Here is a 22,019-nt window from a genome sequence, read left to right as displayed (position 1 = left end):
CTCTCCCCACTTTCGTGGGGCGAGGAACCTTGATCCTGCGACGCCGCGATACTTCGCGCCCCCTCTGTCCTGCCGGACTTCTCAGCCGTCACCCCCGCTCCGGAAACATCGCCTTCAGCCCCTCGCGCGAAGCTTTCGCCACGCCGCGCTCGGTGATGAGACCCGTCACCAGCCGCGCTGGGGTCACGTCGAACGCCGGGTTGGCCGCCGGCGTCGCATCCGGCGACACGCGCACCTGCGCCACCTTGCCGTCAGCCGTCTTCCCCCAGACCAAAGAGACCTCGTCGCCGGAGCGTTCCTCGATCGGGATTTCCTTCAGCCCGTCGGCCACGGTCCAGTCGATGGTGGGCGAGGGGAGCGCGACGTAGAAGGGCACCTCATTGTCGGCGGCGGCCAGCGCCTTGAGATAGGTGCCGATCTTGTTGCAGACGTCGCCGTTGGCGGTGGTGCGGTCGGTGCCGACGATCACCATGTCGATGTCGCCATGCTGCATCAGATGGCCGCCGGCATTGTCGACGATCAGCGTGTGCGGCACGCCGTGGCCTGCCATCTCCCAGGCCGTCAGCTGGGCGCCCTGGTTGCGCGGCCTGGTCTCGTCGACATAGACATGCACCGGAATGCCGGCCTCGGTCGCCAGATAGATCGGCGCGGTGGCCGTGCCGTAGTCGACTGTCGCCAGCCAGCCGGCATTGCAGTGGGTGAGGATGTTGACCGTCTCGCCCGGCTGTTTCTTCGCCGCGATCTCCTTGATGATGGCAAGTCCGTTCTCGCCGATGGCGCGGTTTAAGCCCACATCCTCATCGGCGATCTCGGCGGCCCGCCTGTATGCGGCCTCCGCACGTTCCCCCGGCGCGAGCGGCTTGAGGAAGCGCCGCATCTCGTCCAGCGCCCAGCGCAGGTTGATCGCCGTCGGCCGCGTCTTGTTGAGCGTCTCCCACACCTCGTCGAGCGCTTCGTCTGACGGATCGTCCATCATCTGGATGGCGACGCCGTAAGCCGCGGTGACGCCGATCAGCGGCGCGCCGCGCACCCACATGTCGCGGATGGCAGTGGCGATGCCGGCGACGGTTCCGATCGTCTCGATGCGGAATTCATGCGGCAGCCAGCGCTGGTCGATGATCTCGACCGAGCGCTTGTCGTCGCTGAGCCAGATGGTGCGGTAGTGGCGTTCGCCGACGTTCAAATTCTGTTCTCCTGTTCGATCAGCGCGGCCAGATTGTTGACCTCGTCGATGCTGTGGATCCGGCGCCGGTTGACGGCGATGTGGCGGCCGAAGCGCAAAGCCTTGGCCTCACATCTGGCGCGCAGGTCTCGATCGGCAATGGTCTCGAAATCGGCATTGTGGGCCAGCCCAAGGATGCGCCGGTGCACCTCGATGCCGGCAAAGCCGAGCAGGTCGGTCCAGATGGAATGCAGCATGTGGTCGAGCGCCTGTTCGGAACCCAGCCTGTCGCCCCGATCTTCGAACAGGCTTTTCTGGTAGAGCATGCCGGTGCGTTCGGTGCGCCACAGATGCGAGAACTCGGCGCGGAAGGTTGCCCAGGTCTCGGCGGTGACGCCGAGCAAATAGGCGCGCATCGAGTCCCTGCCGCCTTTTTCCTCATGGCCGCGCTGCGAGAAGAAGGCCATCCAGAAATTGGCGAGCAGCATGCCGACATCGAAGGCGATCGGGCCGTAGAAGGCGAACTCCGGATCGATCATCCGGGTCTCGGTGTCGGTCACCATGATCGAGCCGGAATGCAGGTCGCCATGCAGCAACGTCTCGGCATTGGCCGCGAAAAGGTGCTTCAGCCGCTGCGCCTCGACCTTGAGGTCGCGGTCGGCGCGCAATTCCGCAACCAGGCCGTCGAGCTGCGGCGAGGTATGCCGGTTCATCTTGGCGTCGAAATAGGGATCGGAGAACACCAGATTCTCGGTGATGTCGCAGAGCTCGACATTGTCGGCGAACAGCGCCAGATCGGCCTTGCGCTCCTTCGTCACCATCGACAGATCCGAGCCGCGGAACAGCGTGCGGGCCATGAACAGGCCGATGTCGCGCGCAATGTTCGGCAGTTCGCGGCCGTCGATCAGAGCGCGCCTGAGGATGACGTGCGGCGGCGCCAGATATTCCATGACGATCAGCGCCTGGGCCTCGTCGAAATGGTAGATCGCCGGCACCGAGCCGGGCGCCCGGCGCTCCTGCCTTGTCAGCGCATGATATTCGAAGAAGGAGCGCTTCAAGGGCAGCGGCCAGCTGTCGCCGACCAACCGCACATAGGGCAGCGCCTGCTTCACCACCGCCGCACCTTGGTCGCCCTCGACGATGAAGACGAGGTTCAGATTGCCGTCACCGACCTCGCGTACTTTCCAGTGGCTGGCGTCCTTGCCGATGCGCTCGGTCAGCGCCGCGGTCTCGCCAAGGCGCTTCGGCAGCGTCTCCACCGACAATGCTTCGAACTTCCCGGTCATTCTCTCCCCTCCTGCGCGTGGTGTCCGACGATAGCGGAGCCACGGCGGCGGGGCCAAGCTAGGAAGCGCTCTGGCAAATGTCAATCGTGTTGACAATTGACGAATGAGCCCATAGCGTCATGGACCAGGGAGGAAGGAATGGGCGCAGATGCCGTGTTCCATGTGGAGGGCTTGAGGAAATCCTTCGGCCAGAACGAGGTGCTTGGCGGCATCTCGCTCGAACTGCATTCGGGCGAGGTCACCGTGCTGATGGGCGCCAACGGCGCCGGCAAGTCCACCCTGGTCAAGATCATCAGCGGCGTCTATGCGCGCGGTGCCGGCACGATGCGGCTCGCCGGCAAGGCATTCGACCCGCAAACCCCCGCCGAAGCCATCCGCGCCGGCGTCGTCACCGTGCACCAGAACATCAATGACGGCGTGGTCGCCGACCTCGATGTCGCCACCAACCTGACGCTCGACCGGCTGAGCGGCAAAGGCGCGTCGATGCTGTTCAAGCCCGCCAATGTCCGCGCCGAAGCCAAGGCTGTCGCCGACCGCATGGGACTCGCAATCGACCTCAAGGCGCGCGTCAGCGACTTGTCGTTGGCCGACCGGCAGATGGTGGCCATTGCGCGGGCCATGGCGCACCAGCCCAAAGTGCTGATCCTCGACGAGCCGACCTCCTCGCTGTCGAGCGCCGAGGCCGACCGGTTGTTTTCGCTGATCGACCGGCTGCGCGGTCATGGCGTCGCCATCCTCTATATCTCGCACCGCATGTCCGACATCAGGCGGCTCGCCGACCGCATCATGTCGATGCGCGACGGTGTCGTCTCCGGCGTCTTCGATCAAAAACCGCTTGATTACGAGGGCGCCGTCAACGCCATGCTCGGCCGCAAGATTCGTCTCGACAGGGTCGTTGCCAGAAGTTCCGTCAGTGCGGTCTTCACTGCAGAAGGCCTGCGGATCGCGCATGGCGCAAAACCGATCTCGATGACGCTCGGCGCCGGCGAGGTGGTGGCGATCACCGGCCTCGTCGGCGTCGGCAAGACGGCCTTGGCCGAAACGCTGTTCGGCGTGCGCCGGCCGCTTGCCGGCACCATGCATATGGACGGCAAGCCCTACGCGCCGGGCTCGGCGCGCGAGGCGATCGCCGCCGGTGTCTTCCTGGTCGCCAAGGATCGCGCCGAGAGCGGCATTGTCGGCGGCTTCAACATCGAGCGCAACATCAGCCTGCCATTCCTCAGGCGCATGTCGAGCCTCGGCGTCATGAAGAAGCGCGCCGAGCGCCTCGCTGCCCGCCGCCAGATCGACGAGCTCGGCATCGTCTGCCGGTCCGAGAAGGACGAGCTTTCGTCGCTCTCTGGCGGCAATCAGCAGAAGGTGATGGTGGCGCGCTGGATGTCGCAGGCTTCGCGCCTCTTCATCCTCGACGAGCCGTTCCAGGGCGTCGACATCTCGGCCCGCCGCGACATCGCGGCTAAGCTCAGGGCAAGCGCCGACGGCCGCGCGACGCTGATCTTCGTCACCGAGATCGACGAGGCGCTGGAAACCGCCGACCGCATCCTGGTGATGTCGGAACACACGATCGTCGGCGAGCACCGCAATGCCGATATCGACCTCGACCGGCTGCTGGCGGAAGTGGCCGGCGGACCGCTGCATGGTGTTGCGTGAGATCGTGCGGATGACGAGACTTGGAGTGCAGGCATGAGTTCCAGTTTGGCGGAGAGGACAACAGCGCGGGAGCGTTCGATGACATTGCGCGACTATGCCATCCGCTACGGCTTCATCGTCCTGCTGATCGGGCTGATCGCCTATTTCGCGATCGCGGCCGACGGTTTCGCCTCGCCGCAGAGCGCTGTCTTCATTTTCCAGTCGGTGGCCATCACCGGCGTGCTGGCGCTCGGCGTTACCGCGACGCTGGTCGTCGGCGGCTTCGACCTGTCGATCGGCTCGGTCGCCACAAGCGCCATGATGGCGGCTTCTTACGCGATGGTCGTGCTGGAGCAGAACGCCATCGTCGCCGTTGTTGCCTGCCTGGTCATCGGTGTCATCGTCGGCCTGATCAATGGCTGGCTGATCGTCTATATGCGCGTACCAGATCTGCTCGCGACGCTTGGCATGATGTTCCTCCTGCTCGGCCTGCAGCGCATCCCGACCGAAGGACGCTCGATCGCCACCGGCATGACCATGCCCGATGGCTCGGTCGCCAACGGCAAGTTCTCCGAAGCCTTCCTGGCGCTCGGCCGCCACCGCATCGACTTCTTCATCCCGAACCTGATCCCGGTCTCTGTGGTGGTGCTGGTGGTGCTCGCGCTGCTGATCTGGTTCTTCCTCGAATACACCCGCTTCGGCCGCATGATGTATGCCGTCGGCAGCAATGAAAGGGCGGCCGAGCTCGCCGGCGCGCCTGTCAAGGCATACAAAATCTGGGCCTATGTCATTTCGGGAGTTTTTGCCTCGATCGGCGGGATTTTGCTCGCCGCGCGGCTTGGACGCGGCGACATCGCCTCGGGTAATAATCTGTTGCTCGACGCAGTCGCCGCGGCGCTCATCGGCTACGCGGTGCTCGGCGCCGCCAAGCCCAACGCCTTCGGCACCGCCGTCGGCGCGGTGTTCGTCGGCGTCCTGCTGCAAGGCCTGACGATGATGAACGCTCCTTACTACACGCAGGATTTTGTCAAGGGCGCGGTGCTCGTCGTCGCCCTTGTCTTCACCTTCGCCCTTTCCGGCAGGGGCAAGAGATAGTTTCGACCGGGACATTGATGAGAACACAAACGGAGGAAAAAGTGAGCATCACAAGGAGACTTTTGGGGAAGGCGGCGCTCGGCCTCGCCGGCGCGGCGCTGCTGATGCAGGGCACGGCATTGGCGGCGGACCGCCCGGCGCCGTTCGACAAGCCGGGCGTCAAGATCGCGCTGGTGCGTTATCTCTCGACCGGTGACTTCTTCCAGGCTTATCTCTCGGGCGTCGAGGCGCAGGCGAAGGCGCTGGGCGTCGACCTGCGCGTGCTGGACAGCCGCCAGGACGCCGCGCTCCAGGCCGACATGGTCGACCAGGCGATCGCGCTCGGTGTGCAGGGCATCATCATCCAGCACGGCCTGACGGAATCGATGAAGGACGCTGCCCAGCGCGCGGTCGACGCCGGCATCAAGGTCGTCGCCTTCGACGTCAATGTCGAGAACCCGAAGATCCCGCAGATCGAGCAGTCGGACAAGGACCTCGCCAAGCTGGCGCTCGAACAGGCGGTCAAGGACAATGGCGAGAGCTGGAAGGCCGGCTATGTCTATGTCGCCGGCATCGCCCCGCTCGACCGCCGCAACGAGACCTGGGTGGATGTGAAGAAGAAATATTCGGGCATCAGCGAGGTCGCGCAGTTCGGCACGCTCGACAACCCGATCGCCAACTCGGTCGCCAACCAGGCGCGCTCGGTGCTGCAGGCGCACCCCGATATCAAGGTGATGTTCGCACCCTATGACGAGTTCGCCAAGGGCGTGAAGATCGCCGTCGACGAGGCGGGCCTGAACAAGGGCATCAAGATCTACTCGGCCGACATCTCGACCTCCGACATCGCCGCCATGCGCGAGCCGGACAGCGCCTGGGCTGCCACCGCCGCCACCAACCCGGCCGTCGTCGGCCAGGTCTCGGTGCGCGCGTTGGCGCAGCTGCTCGCCGGCGAGGATCCCGGCCACAACGTCATCGTGCCGCCGACGCTGATCACCCAGAAGGAGCTGATCGACAAGGACATCAAGAACATGGAAGACCTGTCGGCCAAGCTGCCGCAATTCGCGCATGCCGATGTCGCGATGCCGGCCTGGATGCCGAACCCCAACGCCAAGTAAGGGTAAGGCAGTCGCAAGATGAAGAGAGCGGTCCAACGGGCCGCTCTCTGTCTTTGTGAGGGCTGCTGTTGCGGCCTCACCGCTGCCAGAAAGGCAGCTTGGCGATCTCTGCCTCGACCTCTTCTTTCGTCAGCCCGATATCGTCGATCAGATGCGGATTGTCCGTCGCCATCCGCTTGAGCTCGAAGCGAAAATAGGCCTGCTCGCGCCGCAACGCGATGAGGCTGCGCAAGGCCGCGAGGCTGTAGCGCCAGCGGCTCTTGATCTCGGCTGGATGCGCGGCCAAAGGTGCGCAAGTCGCAAGAATATCGTTCATGGCAACCTCCATCGAATGAGGGTTCCAAAAGCCCTCGACCTGATTGAGATTGCAGTGTGCCGCAGGCGGCCGGCGGCGTAATTAAGCCCTCCCAAATAGTTCTCAAAACTTCCAAATCGGATAGAGCGGTTCGCCGTTTCACGGAAACGGCGAACCCGTCTATCCCTTTGTTTTTACGCAATTCCGGGCAGAGGGTTACGGCGAAGTCGCCGAACTTAACCGCTCACCTTTTTCCTGGAATTGCTCTATAGATCGCCGCATGCAGGGATCGCGCTTTGCCTTCGGACCGTTCGTGCTTGATCCGGGCGCGGGAACGCTGCTTCGGGACGATGTTCCCGTTGCCGCCGGCCATCGCGGACTGAAGCTGCTGGAGGCGCTCGTCGCGCGTCCCGGCGAAATCCTCGCCAAGGCCGAGCTGATGGACGCGGCCTGGCCGGGCACGGCGGTAGAGGAAGGCAATCTCACCGTCCAGATCGCGCAATTGCGCAAGCTGCTCGGTCCGGCGGCCGGCGGCGGCGAGTGGATCGCCACGGTACCGCGTGTCGGCTATCGCTTCACCGGTACCGTCGAACAGGCCGACGCAACGCGCAAGCCCTTGCCGCTGCCCGACAAACCGTCGATCGCCGTGCTGCCCTTCATCAATCTGAGCAACGATCCCGAGCAGGAGTCTTTCGCCGACGGCCTGACCGAAGACCTGATCACCGATCTTTCACGGATTCCGGGCCTCTTCGTCATCGCGCGCAATTCGGTGTTTGCCTACAAGGGCAAGGCGATGGACGTGCGCGCCATCGCCGGCGAACTCGGCGTGCGCTATCTGCTGGAGGGCAGCGCCAGGCGCGCCGCGGGGCATGTGCGCATCAACGCCCAGCTGATTGACGCGCTGAGCGGCAAGCATCTGTGGGCCGAGCGGTTCGATCGCGGCCTGGAAGACATTTTCGCCGTTCAGGATGAGGCTACCGCCAAGATCGTCGAGGCGCTGCTCGGGCGGCTGCGCGCCCCGCCGGCCCGCAACCGGCCCAGGAATCTGGAAGCCTATGATCTCGTCGTGCGGGCTCGCAAATCGTTCGACGAGTCGCCGCAGATGGCGCGCGAGGCGCATCTGATGCTGACGCGCGCGATTGCGCTCGATCCGGACTATGCCGAGGCCTATCGCTGGCTTGCCATGAACCACTGGATGGGATGGGTGCATTGGGGCGAGCCGTTCGAACCTGCCCGCAGCATCTCCCTGGAGCTGGCGCGCAAGGCGGTGGCGATCGACCCCAACGACGCTGGCTGCCGCTGGGTGCTGGCGAACCTGCTTGCCTATGAACGCGATTTCGAACAGGCCGAGATTGAGTTCGCCAAGGCGATCGAACTCGATCCGAACGAGGCGGACATCTGGGCGACAGTGTCCGACATCGAGGTGCTGGCCGGCCAGGTGGAGTTGAGTCTCGAACACATCCGCAAGGCGTTCCGGCTCAATCCGTTTCCGCCGAGCTGGTATTATCTGACGCTCGGCCAGGCACAGTATGCGGCCCGTGACTATGAGGCCGCCGTCGAGACGCTGCGCCGCGACGAGACCTACCGCACCAGCTCGCGCCGCTTCCTGGCGGCAGCCCTTGCTCAACTCGGCCGGCTCGACGAGGCGCGCACCGAGGTCGCGCTGTTCCTCGTAGGCAATCCGCATTTCTCCACCCGCCGCTGGGTCGAAACGGAGCCTTTCCGCGACGACGCGACGCTTGAGCATTTCGTCGAGGGTTTCCGCAAGGCCGGCCTGCCGGAGTGAGGCCGACGTAACCTCAGCGGTCGGCGCGCGCCAGTCCATGCGCCACCAGCCGGTCGATGACTTCCGGATAGCTGACGCCGCTCGCCGCCATCGCCTTGGCGTACATGCTAATGTTGGTGAAGCCCGGAATGGTGTTGAGCTCGTTGATCAGGAAATTCATATCCGGCATCAGGAAGAAATCGACGCGGGCCATGCCGTCGCAGCCGAGCGCCCTGAACGCCTTTGCGGCCATGTCGCGCATGGCTTCCTCCACCTCCGGCGGCAGCTCGGCCGGCACGATCAAGGCAGCGCCGTTCTCGTCGATATATTTGGCATTGTAGTTGTAGAAGCCGTGGCTCTCCGCCGGCACGATCTCGCCCGGTCTTGACACGAAAAGCTCGCCCGCGGGGCTCTCCAGCACGCTGAATTCGATCTCGCGGCCACGAACGAATTCCTCCGCCAGCAGCTTGCTGTCGTGCTGGAACGCCTCCGCGAGGGCCCGGTCAAATTCCTGGCTGGCATTGACCTTGGCGACGCCGACCGACGAACCCTGCCGCGCCGGCTTGATGAAGATCGGCAGCCCGAGCCGATCTTCCAGTTCTGCAAGCGTAGGCGCCGCGCCCTCGTCGATGGTCACCGAGCGTGCGACGGGCACTCCCGCCGCTTTCAGCAACCGCTTGGCGATGTCCTTGTCGAGCGCCGTGGCCGAGCCCAAAATGCCGCAGCCGGCGAGCGGCACGCGTGCCACCTCGGCCAGCCCCTGCACCGCGCCGTCCTCGCCGTGCAGGCCGTGCAGCACCGGAAACAGGATGTCTATGGCGGGCAGGTCGTAGGGTGCGCCGTTGGCAGGGACCGCCAGCATCCGTCCATGCCCGCCCGGCACCAGGCAGAGCTGCGTGCCGGAGGATGGCGTCGCCAGCGCGCCGCCTTCGAAGCTGCTCAGCAGCCATTGCCCTTCGCGCGTGACGAAGATCGGAACGGCATCGTATTTCGCCGGGTCCAGCGCGGCCATGACGTTGGCCGCCGAAAGCAGCGACACCTCATGCTCGGCGGAGCGTCCGCCGAACAGCACACCGATACGAAGTCTTTTTGCGGGCATCGACAACTCCACCAATGATTAGGGTTGGAGCTCGCATGCGAAACACCAGCTAGTCCCCTTCAACCTTTCCAGTAGTAAGGAAGGATTGGAGTGGGACTTTGACCGGTTGAAGCAGTTTTTCAGCAGAAGCGCGAAAGGCCTTCCGTCCGGAATCGCACCAAGACGAGGAGCGGCTCGTCGTTTCGTGAAACGATGAACCACTCCAAAGGGGTGTCTTCAGGTCTTCACCGCAGCGCCGCCGCGATGTTGCCGCCGTCGACGGTGGTCACATCGGCGGTGGTACGCTCGGCCAGCGCCTGGTGCAGGAAGGCCTGCGCCACGTCGTCGGCTGTCACTTCCTGTCCGAGCAGGTTGCCGGACATGTATTCCTTCTCCGACACGCCGCGCGCGCCGGAGCGGCTGGCGATCATGGCGTCGGTCAGGAGGCCGGAGCGGATGCGGTCGGCATTGACCGCGTTGGAGCGGATGCCATAGGCGCCGTAATCCAGCGCATATTGCCTGGACAGGAACAATGTCGCCGCCTTCGGAATGCCGTAGGCGCCGAATTTCGGGCCGGGATTGATCGCCTGCTTCGAGGTGTTGAAGAGAAGAACGCCGCCTGTGCCCTGTTCCAGCATGATGCGCACCGCGTTCTGCGCCGCCGACTGATGCGCGAAGAAATTGAGCTCGAAGCTCTTGCGCAAAGTGGCGTCGTCGAGCTCGCCGATCCGGCCTTCCCAGGCCGCTCCCGCGTTCGAGACCAGGATGTCGACGCCGCCATAGACGGCGACCGCCTTGTCGAAGGCAGCGCGCATCTCGGCCGGCTTGGTAATGTCGGCACCGACGCCGATCGAGTTGTTGCCTGCGGCCTTAGCCGCGTCCGCGGCCTTGGCCGGATCGAGGTCGACGATCACCGCATGCGCGCCATTGGCGGCGAACAGCTTTGCCGTCGCGGCGCCGATGGCGCCGGCGCCGCCGGTGATCAGCACCACCTGGCCGGTCAGCGGCTTCGGCTTGTTGGAGGCCAGCTTGGCCTGCTCGAGCGACCAATATTCGAGCGGGAAGAGATCGGCCTTGGAGAGCGGATGGAATTTACCGATCGCCTCGGCGCCGCGCACCGCCTCGATCCACATCTCGCCGACATCGGAGGCGATCTTGGCGTCCTTCAGCGTGCGGCCATGGCCGAACATGCCGAGACCCGGCACCAGCGTCAGGCGCGGCATCGGGTCGAGCATGGTGCGCTTGACGTCGTCCAGCGCGTCATTGGTCTCGAAATAGGCGGTGTAGTCCTTGACGAAGGCCTCGACATGGCTGCGCACCACGCTCTTGTAGTCACCGAGCTTGTCGGCGTCGGGCGCCGGCACCGCCATCGGCCCGGTCTTGATGCGGATCGACAAGTCCGGCGTCGACACGCCGCGGCCGGCCAACTCGGCGATCTTGGCCGAATTGATGAAATCGACGATCGCGTCCGAGGTGCGGAAGTCGCTGATCATGCGGTCGAAGCGGCCCTCGCCGCGCGCCACGGCAACGGCGCCGCGAAGCGTCGGCGCGATGTCGCCCGGCTTGGCGAGCCTTGCCGGCAGCGCTGCCTTGGCCGCCTGCGGCTTGCCGTTCCTGGCGACATACTCCTCGGCGACATTCACATAATGGATCATGCGGTCATAGGCCTGCCTGGCATCGTCACCGAAGGTGAAGATGCCGTGCTTGTCGAGGATCAGGCCTTCGACACTCGGGTCGGCATCGAAGACTTCCGCGGCCACCTTGGCGAGGTCGAAGCCCGGCTTGATGTAGGGCACGTAACCTAGTCTGTCGCCGAACACGGTCTTGATCAGCGGCTTGCTGTCCTCCTGGTCAACAATGGCGAGGATCGCGGTCGAATGCGTGTGGTCGACGAATTTGTGCGGCAGGAAGGCGTGCAGCAGCGTTTCGACCGACGGGTTGGGGGAGGACGGATCGATCAGGTTGGAGCGCTGCAGCGCCACCATGTCCTCGTCGGAAAGCTTGTCCAGCGCGCGCGCCTTGAGCAGCGCGCCCATCTTCACCGCCGGCAGGCCTTGCGGCTCGATGACGGCCATGTCCCAGCCGCTGCCCTTGACGCAGAGCACGTCCCATTCGTCGCCGAGGAGGTCTGTGGCCTTGGTCTTGCATGAGGTGTTGCCGCCGCCATGCAGCACCAGCCGCGGCTCTCCGCCGAGCAGGCGGGTTGTGTAGACGCGCAATGCAAGGTCGCCGCCGACGCCCTTCTTGGCGTAGTCGGCAACCATCTTCTCCGCGTCGGCGTCGTTCCAAAGGTTCTTCATGTCGTTGCGTCCGATACTCGTCTTTTTGCTCATGAACAGAAAGCCGCGACGCCTTTATGACAGAAGCGGCGAGGGTGGTTTTCTAAGAGGCCTTCTTGGTTGCCGCCTCGGCGTATTGGAGCAGGCGATCGGCCATATGCGCGCCGATCACCAGATGCGTGCAGAGCCCGCCAGCGATGGCCGCAAGCAGCGGCTCGAACTTCGTATCTTCCTGCACCACCATCAGCCGCTTCTCGATGGCCCGCAGCGAGGCGAGCGCGGCGGAGATGACGCGCCGGTTGTAGCTGCAGTCGAGCACTTCGCCCCTGGCGTCGATGATCTGCCCGGCGATGACGCCGGCCGCACCCTGGCTGCGCAGCGCCTCCATCTCAGCCGGCGACAGCGCGCCGCATTTCACCAGATGGCTGTCGGCGTCGACCGCGCCGACGGAATAGAGCGCAAGGTCGCAGTCGGCGATGCCGGCGAGCTGGTCGCGGATCACCGGCTCGGCGCGCAGGCTCTTCGCCAGCTCTTCCGTCGACAGCACCAGCGGCGCATAGAAGTTCAGGCCCTTGGCGTTGAGCCGGCGCGCGATCTCCATCGTGCACTGGTCGGGCCGATAGGAATAGGGCGCGCCCAGATTGCCGCAGAGCTGCACCACGGTGACGTCCTGCAGGTCGGCGAAGGACATGATGTCGGCTATGGTGTAAACGGTGCGGCCCCAGGCGACGCCGATGCGGTCGCCCTTCTTCACCAGCTCGAGAAAGACGCTGGCCGCGAGCACCGCGATGTCGGTTGAGGGATCGGCGAGATAGGCATTTTCGGGCGCGATCCAGACGGCGTCGAGCCCGAAGCCGTCTTCAACCTTGCGCGCCATGACATCGTCGGTGAAGAGCTGCGTCGAGGTCGAGATGTTGACGATGCCGGTCTCGCGCGCCTTGCGCAGATACATGGCGACCGAGGCCCGCGAAATGTTGAGCTGGCTCGCCACTTCGTCCTGGCGAAGGCCATGTGCATAGTAAAGCCAGGCGGCCTTGTGGATGAGCTGTTCTGCCGGTCTGATCGCCATGCCGCCTCCCTGGCTGACATTAGTCACGGCTCTCGACAAAAGTCAAACCTGAGTGAGCGGAGGCGTTTACCTGTCGGCACGGCTCAGCGTGGATCGCCGTTCTGTCAAGCGACCGGATCATAGCATTTTCAGCTAGTCGGAGGGATAGCGTGACAGCGGGCCTGAGGTTAGAAGGTTCGAAAAGAACTTTGGGGAGAACGGGATGGCCAATCCCTACGAACAGGATCTCGACAGGAACGCCGCCAATTACCAGCCGCTGACGCCGCTCACTTACCTTGAACGCACGGCCAAGACCTATCCCGACCATGTCGCTATCATTCATGGCAGCCAGCGCATCACCTATCGCGAGTTCTGGCGCCGCTCGTTGAAGCTTGCCTCGGCGCTCGCGCGGCACGGCATCGGCAAGGGCGACACGGTGACGGTGATGCTCTCCAACACGCCGCCGATGCTGGAAGCGCATTTCGGCGTGCCGATGGTGAAGGCGGTGCTCCATTCCCTGAACACCCGCCTCGACGCCGCCATCATCGCCTTCCAGCTCGATCATGCCGACACGAAGGTGCTGATCGTCGACCGCGAATTCTCGGGCGTGGTCAAGGAGGCCCTGGCGTTGACCAAGGCCAAGCCATTGATCATCGACTATGATGATCCCGATTATGCCGCCGACGCTCCCTACCCGAAGGGCGAGCGGATCGGCGTGCTCGATTATGAGGACTTCGTCGCCGCGGGCGACGAGGCGTTCGCATGGTCGATGCCGGACGACGAATGGGACGCCATCTCGCTCAACTACACGTCCGGCACGACAGGCAATCCGAAGGGCGTCGTCTACCATCATCGTGGTGCCGCCCTGATGGCCTACACCAACACCATCCATGCCGGCATGGCTAGGCACGCGGTCTATCTGTGGACGCTGCCGATGTTCCACTGCAACGGCTGGTGCTTTCCCTGGACGCTTGCGGTGCAGGCCGGCACCCATGTCTGCCTGCGCTGGGTGCGGGCGAAACCGATATATGACGCGATCGCCGATCACGGCGTCACCCATCTGTGCGGCGCGCCGATCGTCATGTCGGTGCTGATCAACGCGAAGGACGAGGACAAGCGCCAGTTCCCCCAGACCGTCACCTTCAACACCGCCGCCGCGCCGCCGCCGGAAGCTGTGCTTGCGGGCATGGCCGATGCCGGCTTCGCCGTCACCCATCTCTACGGCCTGACCGAGACCTACGGCCCGGCCGTCGTCAACGAATGGCACAATGAGTGGGACGCTCTGGAGAAGGGGCCGAGGATGGCGAAGAAGGCACGCCAGGGCGTGCGCTATGCCGCGCTGGAAGGGCTGACCATCATGGACCCCGAGACGATGGACGAGACGCCGGCCGACGGCGAGACCATTGGCGAGGTCATGTTCCGCGGCAACATCGTCATGAAGGGCTATCTGAAGAACAGGAAGGCCACCGACGAGGCCTTCGCCGGCGGCTGGTTCCATTCCGGCGACCTCGGCGTCATGCACCCCGACGGCTACATCCAGCTCAAGGACCGCTCCAAGGACATCATCATCTCGGGCGGCGAGAACATCTCCTCCATCGAGGTCGAGGACGCGCTCTACAAGCATCCGTCGGTCGCCTCCTGCGGCGTCGTTGCGCGCGCGGACGAGAAATGGGGCGAGGTGCCGGTCGCCTATGTCGAGTTGAAGCCCGGCAAGAGCGCGACCGAAGCCGAGATCATCGAGCATTGCCGGGGGCTGCTGGCCCGCTTCAAAGTACCGAAGGCAGTGGTGTTCGCGGAGATTCCGAAGACCTCGACGGGCAAGATCCAGAAGTTCCGGCTAAGGGAAATGGCGAAGGTGGCGTAATTCGCCCCTTCCAACATGGCCGCGACGTCGACAACTTGCGCCAGCGCCCGCGACGTCGACAGCTTGCGCCGGCAACCGCGACTTCGTCATCCTAGGGTGGAGCAGTCGCGAAGCGACGTCGCGGAAACCCTAGGATCCATGCCGTTACCTTGCGGCCGCGCTCCGGCGGTTGAGAATGGCTTGCGGCGAATGGGCAGAAAAATCCTCGTAACTTATTGATCCGCCTTCGTTCTTCGGCCTGCGTCACGGCATGGATCCTAGGGTCTGCGCGCGTCGCTTCGCTCCTTGCTCCGCCCTAGGATGACGACCTCATCGGTGTCGGCTGCTAATCGCAGGCGCCGCCCGCTGCCCCAACTGTCACCATCTGTCACCAACCATTCGCGTACGTCGATTCCGCGTTGACTCCTCGCCATTTTCATTTTACGACTGACGAAATTTGAAATTCGTCACTCGTCAAAACGAAAGCGCCATGTCCGAAGCCGCCCACATCGTGGCAGACCCCACCAGACAGGAGAATGTGACCCGCATTCTCGACTGCGCCGAGCGGCTGTTCCGTCACTATGGCTACGGCAAGACCAACGTCGCCGACATCGCCCGCGAGCTCGGCATGTCGCCGGCCAACATCTATCGTTTCTTTGCCTCCAAGGTCGAAATCCACCAGGCCGTCTGCGGCCGCATGCTCGGCGCCAGCTACAAGATGGCCTACGAGATCATGCACCTGCCGATCAGCGCCGAGGAGCGGCTGCGCCGCTACATCCACGCCCAGTACAAGATGACGCTGGAGGTCATGCTCGACCAGGAGAAGGTGCATGAGATGGTCATTGTCGCGCTGGAACGCGACTGGGCCGTCATCGACAAGCATCTCAACAGCATCCACGACCTCTATGCCGAGGTGATCCGCGAGGGCATCGAGGTCGGCGAGTTCAGGGAACAGGACCCAGAAACGGCCTCGCGCTGCTTCGGCGCCGCAACCGTCATTCTCTGCCACCCGCAGATGGTGGCGCAGTGCCTTGCCAAGACCAACCGGGCGACGCCCGACGAACTTATCGACTACGCAATCAGAGCCTTGAAATAGAAGCAGTCCGCCGGGTGCGGGCCGACAGATCATCTCCAGTTCGGGAGTGCTAAGGTGTCTTTGTCCAGTTCCATCCTCCGCAAGCTGCCGGCCGCAGGCCTCCCAGCCGCCGCCGTCGTCGCAGCAGTGCTTGGCCTTGCCGGCTGTAGCCAGGAGAAGGCAGAGGTCGTCCAGGAAGTCGTCCGGCCGGTCAAGGTGGTCGAGATCGGCGAGGCGCAGACCACCCGTCAGCTCGACTATTCCGGTTCGGTGCGCGCCCGTACCGAGATGAATCTCGGCTTCCGCATCGCCGGCAAGGTCACCGAGCGCCTGGTCGACATCGGCCAGCACGTGAATGAGGGCGACGTGCTCGCCCGGATCGATCCGGCCGATTACGAATTGTCGGTGAAAAGCGCCGCGGCCAGCCTCGACGCGGCCGAGCGCCAGGTCGAGACCGTCGACCTCGCCAGGAAGCGCGCCGAGCAGCTCTATGCCAAGAATTTCGCGCCGAAATCGCAGCTCGACCAGGCGCGGCTGACCTACGACCAGGCCGTGGCGACGCGCGATGCCGCCCGTTCGACGCTGGCCCAGGCACAGAACCAGGTTCAATACGCCGATCTGAAAGCCAGCAAGAACGGCATCGTCACCGCCATCTCCGCCGATGTCGGCCAGGTGGTCGCCGCCGGCACGCCGGTGATGACTGTAGCGGTCGACGGCGAGAAGGAAGTTTCGATCGCGGTGCCGGAGATGGATATCGCGGGCTTCAAGCCCGGCAAGGAGGTCAAGGCGAGCTTCTGGTCTGACGAAGGGCTCACCCTTGACGGCAAGGTCCGTGAAGTCGCCGGCAGCGCCGATCCGCAGTCGCGCACCTTCGCGGTTCGGGTGTCGCTGCCCAACGATCCGCGCGTGCTGCTCGGCATGACCGCCAATGTCCAGGCGACCGTCGGCAGCAAGGCTGAGCTCGTCTCGATCCCGCTGACCGCGATGACCGAGAAGGACGGCAAGCAGATCGTCTGGACGGTGGACCGCGCCTCCGACACGGTGCATCCGCGCCCGATCAAGGTCGCCAACTTCACCGCCGACGGCGTCACCGTGGCCGACGGCCTGAAACAGGGCGATGTCGTGGTCGCGGCAGGCACCCAGTTCATGACCGAAAACCTGAAGGTCAAGCTTTCCGGCGACGCCCAGCAATCCGCCTCGGCGGCAGAGGATGTCGCAACCACCGGCAGCCTGCACTGATGCTTGTCGCCCAAAAGTGCGAAGCGGTTTTGGGAGAACGACATGCATCCAACTAAGACCTGAAGCCAGGCGTAACAGACGCCTTTCCCGCTCTCGCTGCATCAAGCCGCGAGCCGGGGAAGGGCATGGGTTCCGGGCGGCGAACGCCCGATCGCGGGATGCCGGCATGTTGGCTCCCCCCGCGGCAGTGCCGCGTCCAGCGCGATTTGCGAGTCTCTCTCCGCTTGAGGGTCTCGCCGCCCGGAAACCCGACCGAGAATTCACGGGCAATGCCAGCTGTGCATTGCCGGCCAATTGGACTGGACTTGCGCCATGACCACCACGACGGACAGCAGCACTGAAAAGCGCCCCTTCAACCTCTCGCGCTGGGCGATCGGACATCCGAGCATCGCCCGCTTCCTGTTCGGGCTGATCATCCTGGCCGGCGCGCTCGGCCTGATGCGCATGGGCCAGAAGGAAGACCCGGACTTCACCTTCCGCGTCATGGTGGTGCAGGCGATCTGGCCGGGCGCCTCGATCCAGGACATGGAGGACCAGGTCGTCAACAAGATCGAGCGCAAGCTGCAGGAAACGCCGCATCTCGATTTCGTGCGCTCCTACACCCGCGCCGGCAGCGCCATCATCACGCTGCAGGTCAAAGGCGACACCAATGCCGAGGAGGTGAAGGACGCCTTCTACCAGGTGCGCAAGAAGGTCGGCGATATTTCCAACGAATTGCCGCAAGGCCTGCTCGGTCCCTACTTCAATGACGAGTTCGGCGACACCTTCATCACGCTGCATTCGATCAGCGGCGACGGCTTCACCTATCCGGAGCTGAAGAAGTTCGCCATCCAGGCGCGCGATATGCTGCTGACGACCCCGGGGGTCGAAAAGGCCGTCATCATCGGCGACCAGCCGGAGAAGATCTATATCGACGTCTCGTCCAAGGCGCTGGCTGAGCGCGGCCTGACCATCGTCGACTTGCAGAACGCCGTGAAGGGGCAGAACGCCGTCGATCCCGCAGGCTCGGTCGACACCGGCCTGCGCTCCGTGCGCATCTCGGTTGAGGGCGATGTCACCAAGGCCGCGGATATCCGCGAGTTGAGGCTGCGCTCCGGCAGCCAGGTGACGCGCCTCGGCGATATCGCCACCGTCTCGTCCGGCCTCGAGGACCCTTATGAGCGCAAATATCGCTTCAACGGCCATGAGAGCGTCCAGGTCGGCGTCGTCATGGCCAAGGGTTTCAACGTCAGGGATGTCGGCAAGGATGTCGAGGCGACCTACCAGCGCTTCGAGGCTGGGCTGCCCTACGGCGTTTCGGTCGATCAGATCTCGGATCAGCCGGAGGTGGTCAAGGACGCGGTGAGCGAATTCATGGAAGCGCTCGGCGAAGCGCTGCTGATCGTGCTCGCCGTCTCGCTGCTGTCGATCGGCTGGCGCTCCGGCCTGGTGATCGCCATCGCCATCCCGCTGGTCTTGGCCGCCACCTTCGCCATCATGTACGAGATCGGCATCGACCTGCAGCGCATCTCGCTCGGCGCGCTGATCATCGCGCTCGGCCTGCTTGTCGACGACGCCATGATCGTCGTCGAGATGATGGAGCGAAAGCTGGAGGAGGGGCTGGTCAAGATCGAGGCGGCGAGCTTCGCCTACACCTCGACCGCCTTCCCGATGCTCACTGGAACGCTGATCACCACGGCGGGCTTTATCCCCGTCGGCTTCGCGGCATCCACCGCCGGAGAATATGTGCGCACGCTGTTCTATGTCGTCGGCATCGCGCTGGTCGTGTCGTGGTTCGTCGCGGTCTATTTCACGCCGTGGCTGGGCTACATGATCCTCAAGCAGCGCAAGCATGCCGGCACCCATCACGATGTCTTCGACACCGGCTTCTACCGCCGCCTGCGCGCGACGGTCGCCTGGGCCGTGCGGCACCGCATCATCGTTCTGGTAATGACGCTGGTCACTTTCGCCACCAGCCTATGGGCCTTCCAGTTCATCCCGCAGAATTTCTTCCCGCAATCCTCGCGTCCGGAAATCCTCGTCGATCTCTGGCTGCCGGAAGGCACCTCGATCAAGGAGGTCGAGAACCAGGCCAAGGCGCTCGAAGCCAAGATGATGGACGATCCCGACAAGCGCTTCATCGCCACCTATATCGGCGAAGGTGCCCCGCGCTTCTTCCTGCCGCTCGACCAGCAGCTCAGGAATCCCAACTTCGCCCAGCTCCTCGTGATGGCCAAGGACGAGCCGGCGCGCGAGCGGCTGATCATCAAGATGCGCGGCATCCTCGCCAAGGACTTCCCGTCGATCCGCGGCAAGGTCGACCGCCTCTTCCTCGGACCGCCGACCGGCTGGCCGGTGCAGATGCGTATCATGGGTCCGGACCGCCAGGAGGTGCGCCGCATCGCCGACGAGGTGAAGGCGAAGTTCCAGGCCAACCCGCTGCTCGGCGCCATCCATGATGATTGGCTGGAACCCGTGCCGGCGATGAAGCTGGTGATCGACCAGGATCGCGCTCGCGCCCTTGGCGTCACCTCGCAGCGTATCCGCCAGATGCTGCAGGCCACCATGTCCGGTGCCCAGCTCGACGACTTCCGCGACGGCGAGGAGACGGTGTCGATCGTCGCCCGCGAGCCGGAGGCGACCCGCCACCTGCTGTCCTCGGTCGACTCCGTCTACATCCCGACCGACTTCGGCGGCTCGGTGCCGCTCTCGCAGGTGGCCAAGATCGTACCGGTCATGGAGCAGGGCGTCGAATGGCGGCGCGACCGCCTGCCGACGATCAGCGTGCGCGCCACGCTGCCGGACGGCGTGCAGTCGAACGACGTCGTCACCAAGATGTACAACGACATGAAGGACCTGCGCGCCGGCCTTGCGCCTGGCTATAAGATCGAGATCCAGGGCGGCGCCGAGGATTCGGCCGAGAGCCAGGCCTCGATCGCCGCCAAGGCGCCGATCATGCTGGCCATCATCGTCGTGCTCTTGATGGTCCAGCTGCAGCATTTCGGCAAGTCGATGCTGGTGCTCGCAACCGGTCCGCTCGGCATCATCGGCGCCGCCGCGGCGCTGCTGATCAGCGGCGCGCCCTTCGGCTTCGTCGCCATCCTCGGCGTCATCGCGCTGCTCGGCATTATCATGCGCAACTCGATCATCCTGGTCGACCAGATCGATCAGGATATCGCGGCAGGCATGGACCGATCGGAGGCCATCGTGGGTGCCGCCGTGCGCCGCTTCCGGCCGATCATGCTGACCGCGCTCACCGCCGTGCTGGCGCTGATCCCGATCTCGCGCGCCGTCTTCTGGGGGCCGCTCGCCTACGCCATGATGGGCGGCATCCTCGTCGCCACCGTGCTCACCATCCTGGTGCTGCCGGCCGGCTACGCGCTGTTCTTCGGCCGCGCGCCGAAGAAGGCCAACACCGACGAGCAGGCGCCGGAGCCGGAGAAGATCGAAGGCATCGAACGGCCGCAACTGGCACTGGCCGCGGAATAGAAAATAGACGTGGCGACCTGAGCGCAATTCCAGGAAAAGTGTGAGCGGTTTTCCGTCCGGAATTGCGTAAAACAAAGGCATCATCCGCCATCGGCGAAAGCCGGTGGCGGATGATCCGCATCAAGGGCCAGCCGGGCGAAAATACTCCGCGGCAGGGCTTCGGCAAAACAGAATTCCTTTTCAGCGGCGCGATGCGGGCCGATCCTGCGCTAATATCGGAGCGGCAACGCTCGTCATCGCTGGATCATTCCCCATGTCAGAAAAACGGCAATTGCGGCTCGGCGCCTTCATGCGGCCCGTCAGTCTTCACACCGGCGCCTGGCGCTATCCGGGCGCCTATCCCGACGCCAACTTCAACTTCGCGCATCTCAAGCGATTCGCGCAGACGCTCGAGGCGGCGAAGTTCGACGCCTTCTTCATGGCCGATCATCTGGCCGTGCTCAACATGCCGATCGAGGCGCTGCGGCGCAGCCACACGGTGACATCCTTCGAGCCGTTCACGCTGCTGTCGGCGCTTGCCGCCGTCACCGACCACATCGGCCTGGTCGCCACCGCATCGACGACTTTCGACGCGCCCTATCACATTGCGCGGCGCTTCGCCTCGCTCGACCATATCAGCGGCGGACGCGCCGGCTGGAACATCGTCACCACGTCCAATCCCGACGCGGCGCTGAATTTCGGCCTCGACGAGCATGTCGAGCATGACGAGCGCTACCACCGGGCGCGCGAGTTCTACGATGTCGTCACCGGGTTGTGGGACAGTTTTGCCGACGACGCCTTCATCCGCGACGCGGAGAGCGGCCTCTACTTCGATCCATCGAAACTCCATGTGCTCGACCACAAGGGCGAGCATCTGTCGGTGCGAGGGCCACTCAACATCGCCAGGCCGGTGCAGGGCTGGCCGGTCATCGTCCAGGCCGGCGCGTCTGACGTCGGGCGCCAGCTGGCCGCCGAGACGGCGGAGGTGATCTTCGCGGCGCCGCCCGACCTGGCATCCGGCCAGCGCTTCCTTGCCGACGTGAAGGGCCGAGCGGAAAAACTTGGCCGCGCGCGCGACGACATCAAGATCCTGCCCGGCGCCTTCGTCATCGTCGGCGACAGTGTCGAGGAGGCGCGGGCCAAGCGCGCGAAGCTGGACAGCCTCGTCTATTACGAGAGCGGCATCGCCTCGCTGTCGATCGCGCTCGGCCACGACGCGTCCGGTTTCGATCCGGACGGACCGTTGCCGGACATTCCGGAGACCAATGCCTCGAAGAGCAGCCGCGAACGCGTCATCGAACTGGCGCGCAAGGAAAACCTCACGGTGCGCCAGCTCGCCCAGCGCCTCGGCGGCTATTCGGGTCTCGCTTTCGTCGGCACCGCCAAGTCCATTGCTGATGAAATGGAGGAATGGCTGCTCACCGAAGGCTCCGACGGCTTCAATGTCATGTTTCCTTACCTGCCCGCCGGGCTCGACGACTTCGCCGAGAAGGTCGTGCCCGAGCTGCAGCGGCGCGGGATCTTCAGGCGCGAATATGAAGGATCGACGCTGCGCGAGAATCTCGGCCTGAAGCGGCCGCCGAACCGGTTCTTCGAAGAAACGGCCGTCCGCAAGGCTGGCTGATCTCAGCTTCGACAAACTCGCCAAAAGGAGACGGGCGCGCCGAAGCGCGCCCGTTTGCTT

At 64.4% G+C, this 22,019-nt stretch carries 15 protein-coding genes; 9 read left to right on the top strand and 6 right to left on the bottom strand.

The window, feature by feature from the left end:
- Positions 1-88 precede the first annotated feature (88 nt).
- Both mtnA and mtnK read right to left on the bottom strand, forming a co-directional pair.
- On the bottom strand, positions 89-1,183 hold the full coding sequence (gene mtnA, locus EJ069_RS17435) for an S-methyl-5-thioribose-1-phosphate isomerase (RefSeq protein ID WP_126062353.1): 1,095 nt from the start codon (positions 1,181-1,183) through the stop codon (positions 89-91).
- Positions 1,180-2,448: an S-methyl-5-thioribose kinase gene (gene mtnK, locus EJ069_RS17430; RefSeq protein ID WP_126062352.1), complete on the bottom strand. Its 1,269-nt coding sequence runs from the start codon at positions 2,446-2,448 to the stop codon at positions 1,180-1,182. The genes mtnA and mtnK overlap by 4 nt, the downstream gene beginning before the upstream one ends.
- Before the next feature lie 138 nt (positions 2,449-2,586).
- Here mtnK and EJ069_RS17425 point away from each other — a divergent pair, with 138 nt between their 5' ends.
- The 3 genes from EJ069_RS17425 to EJ069_RS17415 all read left to right on the top strand — a co-directional run bounded on the left by EJ069_RS17425 (position 2,587) and on the right by EJ069_RS17415 (position 6,266).
- Entirely contained in the window at positions 2,587-4,098 is a 1,512-nt protein-coding gene (locus EJ069_RS17425) for a sugar ABC transporter ATP-binding protein (RefSeq protein ID WP_126062351.1), read from the top strand.
- 78 nt (positions 4,099-4,176) lie between these two features.
- Positions 4,177-5,172, top strand: coding sequence for an ABC transporter permease (locus EJ069_RS17420; RefSeq protein ID WP_126062350.1), 996 nt, complete (start codon positions 4,177-4,179; stop codon positions 5,170-5,172).
- Between the two features lie 41 nt (positions 5,173-5,213).
- Complete coding sequence (locus EJ069_RS17415) at positions 5,214-6,266, top strand: substrate-binding domain-containing protein (protein WP_042638932.1); 1,053 nt, start codon at positions 5,214-5,216, stop codon at positions 6,264-6,266.
- 76 nt (positions 6,267-6,342) lie between these two features.
- On the opposite strand, the gene EJ069_RS17410 is transcribed toward EJ069_RS17415, so the two are convergent.
- Positions 6,343-6,582, bottom strand: coding sequence for a DUF1127 domain-containing protein (locus tag EJ069_RS17410; RefSeq protein WP_245456152.1), 240 nt, complete (start codon positions 6,580-6,582; stop codon positions 6,343-6,345).
- A gap of 259 nt (positions 6,583-6,841) precedes the next feature.
- Between EJ069_RS17410 and EJ069_RS17405 the strand changes: the two genes are divergently transcribed.
- Positions 6,842-8,347, top strand: a complete 1,506-nt coding sequence (locus EJ069_RS17405) for a winged helix-turn-helix domain-containing tetratricopeptide repeat protein (RefSeq protein ID WP_126062349.1) — start codon at positions 6,842-6,844, stop codon at positions 8,345-8,347.
- A 13-nt stretch (positions 8,348-8,360) separates the two neighbouring features.
- Here EJ069_RS17405 and EJ069_RS17400 read toward each other — a convergent pair whose 3' ends face one another.
- From EJ069_RS17400 to EJ069_RS17390, 3 genes are all read right to left on the bottom strand, one after another.
- The gene (locus EJ069_RS17400; protein ID WP_126062348.1) at positions 8,361-9,425 is read right to left on the bottom strand and encodes a D-alanine--D-alanine ligase family protein; all 1,065 of its coding nucleotides are present in this window, start codon (positions 9,423-9,425) and stop codon (positions 8,361-8,363) included.
- Between the two features lie 224 nt (positions 9,426-9,649).
- On the bottom strand, positions 9,650-11,704 hold the full coding sequence (locus EJ069_RS17395) for a bifunctional aldolase/short-chain dehydrogenase (protein ID WP_126064772.1): 2,055 nt from the start codon (positions 11,702-11,704) through the stop codon (positions 9,650-9,652).
- A gap of 82 nt (positions 11,705-11,786) precedes the next feature.
- On the bottom strand, positions 11,787-12,752 hold the full coding sequence (locus EJ069_RS17390; protein WP_126062347.1) for a sugar-binding transcriptional regulator: 966 nt from the start codon (positions 12,750-12,752) through the stop codon (positions 11,787-11,789).
- Between the two features lie 202 nt (positions 12,753-12,954).
- Between EJ069_RS17390 and EJ069_RS17385 the strand changes: the two genes are divergently transcribed.
- The 5 genes from EJ069_RS17385 (at position 12,955) to EJ069_RS17365 (ending at position 21,959) form a co-directional block, all read left to right on the top strand.
- Positions 12,955-14,595, top strand: a complete 1,641-nt coding sequence (locus EJ069_RS17385) for an acyl-CoA synthetase (RefSeq protein WP_126062346.1) — start codon at positions 12,955-12,957, stop codon at positions 14,593-14,595.
- 469 nt (positions 14,596-15,064) lie between these two features.
- Positions 15,065-15,670, top strand: a complete 606-nt coding sequence (locus EJ069_RS17380; protein ID WP_126062345.1) for a TetR family transcriptional regulator — start codon at positions 15,065-15,067, stop codon at positions 15,668-15,670.
- 54 nt (positions 15,671-15,724) lie between these two features.
- Positions 15,725-16,888, top strand: a complete 1,164-nt coding sequence (locus EJ069_RS17375) for an efflux RND transporter periplasmic adaptor subunit (protein ID WP_126062344.1) — start codon at positions 15,725-15,727, stop codon at positions 16,886-16,888.
- Between the two features lie 312 nt (positions 16,889-17,200).
- The gene (locus tag EJ069_RS17370; protein WP_126062343.1) at positions 17,201-20,356 is read left to right on the top strand and encodes an efflux RND transporter permease subunit; all 3,156 of its coding nucleotides are present in this window, start codon (positions 17,201-17,203) and stop codon (positions 20,354-20,356) included.
- Positions 20,357-20,609: 253 nt separating this feature from the next.
- Positions 20,610-21,959, top strand: a complete 1,350-nt coding sequence (locus EJ069_RS17365) for an LLM class flavin-dependent oxidoreductase (RefSeq protein WP_126062342.1) — start codon at positions 20,610-20,612, stop codon at positions 21,957-21,959.
- Positions 21,960-22,019 lie beyond the last annotated feature (60 nt).

The sequence above is a fragment of the Mesorhizobium sp. M2A.F.Ca.ET.043.05.1.1 genome (genome assembly GCF_003952445.1).
Taxonomy (GTDB): Bacteria; Pseudomonadota; Alphaproteobacteria; order Rhizobiales; family Rhizobiaceae; genus Mesorhizobium.
Note: the sequence above shows the minus strand (reverse complement) of the source record. Positions and strands in the feature narration are given on the sequence as shown.

Excerpts from the sequence above, each read along its gene's own strand:
- EJ069_RS17380 (WP_126062345.1), top strand. The coding sequence starts at position 15,065 with ATGTCCGAAGCCGCCCACATCGTGGCAGACCCCACCAGACAGGAGAAT.
- EJ069_RS17395 (WP_126064772.1), bottom strand. The coding sequence starts at position 11,704 with ATGAAGAACCTTTGGAACGACGCCGACGCGGAGAAGATGGTTGCCGAC.
- EJ069_RS17385 (WP_126062346.1), top strand. The coding sequence starts at position 12,955 with ATGGCCAATCCCTACGAACAGGATCTCGACAGGAACGCCGCCAATTAC.
- EJ069_RS17390 (WP_126062347.1), bottom strand. The coding sequence starts at position 12,752 with ATGGCGATCAGACCGGCAGAACAGCTCATCCACAAGGCCGCCTGGCTT.
- EJ069_RS17370 (WP_126062343.1), top strand. The coding sequence starts at position 17,201 with ATGACCACCACGACGGACAGCAGCACTGAAAAGCGCCCCTTCAACCTC.
- EJ069_RS17410 (WP_245456152.1), bottom strand. The coding sequence starts at position 6,582 with ATGAACGATATTCTTGCGACTTGCGCACCTTTGGCCGCGCATCCAGCC.
- EJ069_RS17420 (WP_126062350.1), top strand. The coding sequence starts at position 4,177 with ATGACATTGCGCGACTATGCCATCCGCTACGGCTTCATCGTCCTGCTG.
- mtnK (WP_126062352.1), bottom strand. The coding sequence starts at position 2,448 with ATGACCGGGAAGTTCGAAGCATTGTCGGTGGAGACGCTGCCGAAGCGC.
- EJ069_RS17365 (WP_126062342.1), top strand. The coding sequence starts at position 20,610 with ATGTCAGAAAAACGGCAATTGCGGCTCGGCGCCTTCATGCGGCCCGTC.
- EJ069_RS17405 (WP_126062349.1), top strand. The coding sequence starts at position 6,842 with ATGCAGGGATCGCGCTTTGCCTTCGGACCGTTCGTGCTTGATCCGGGC.
- EJ069_RS17400 (WP_126062348.1), bottom strand. The coding sequence starts at position 9,425 with ATGCCCGCAAAAAGACTTCGTATCGGTGTGCTGTTCGGCGGACGCTCC.
- EJ069_RS17425 (WP_126062351.1), top strand. The coding sequence starts at position 2,587 with ATGGGCGCAGATGCCGTGTTCCATGTGGAGGGCTTGAGGAAATCCTTC.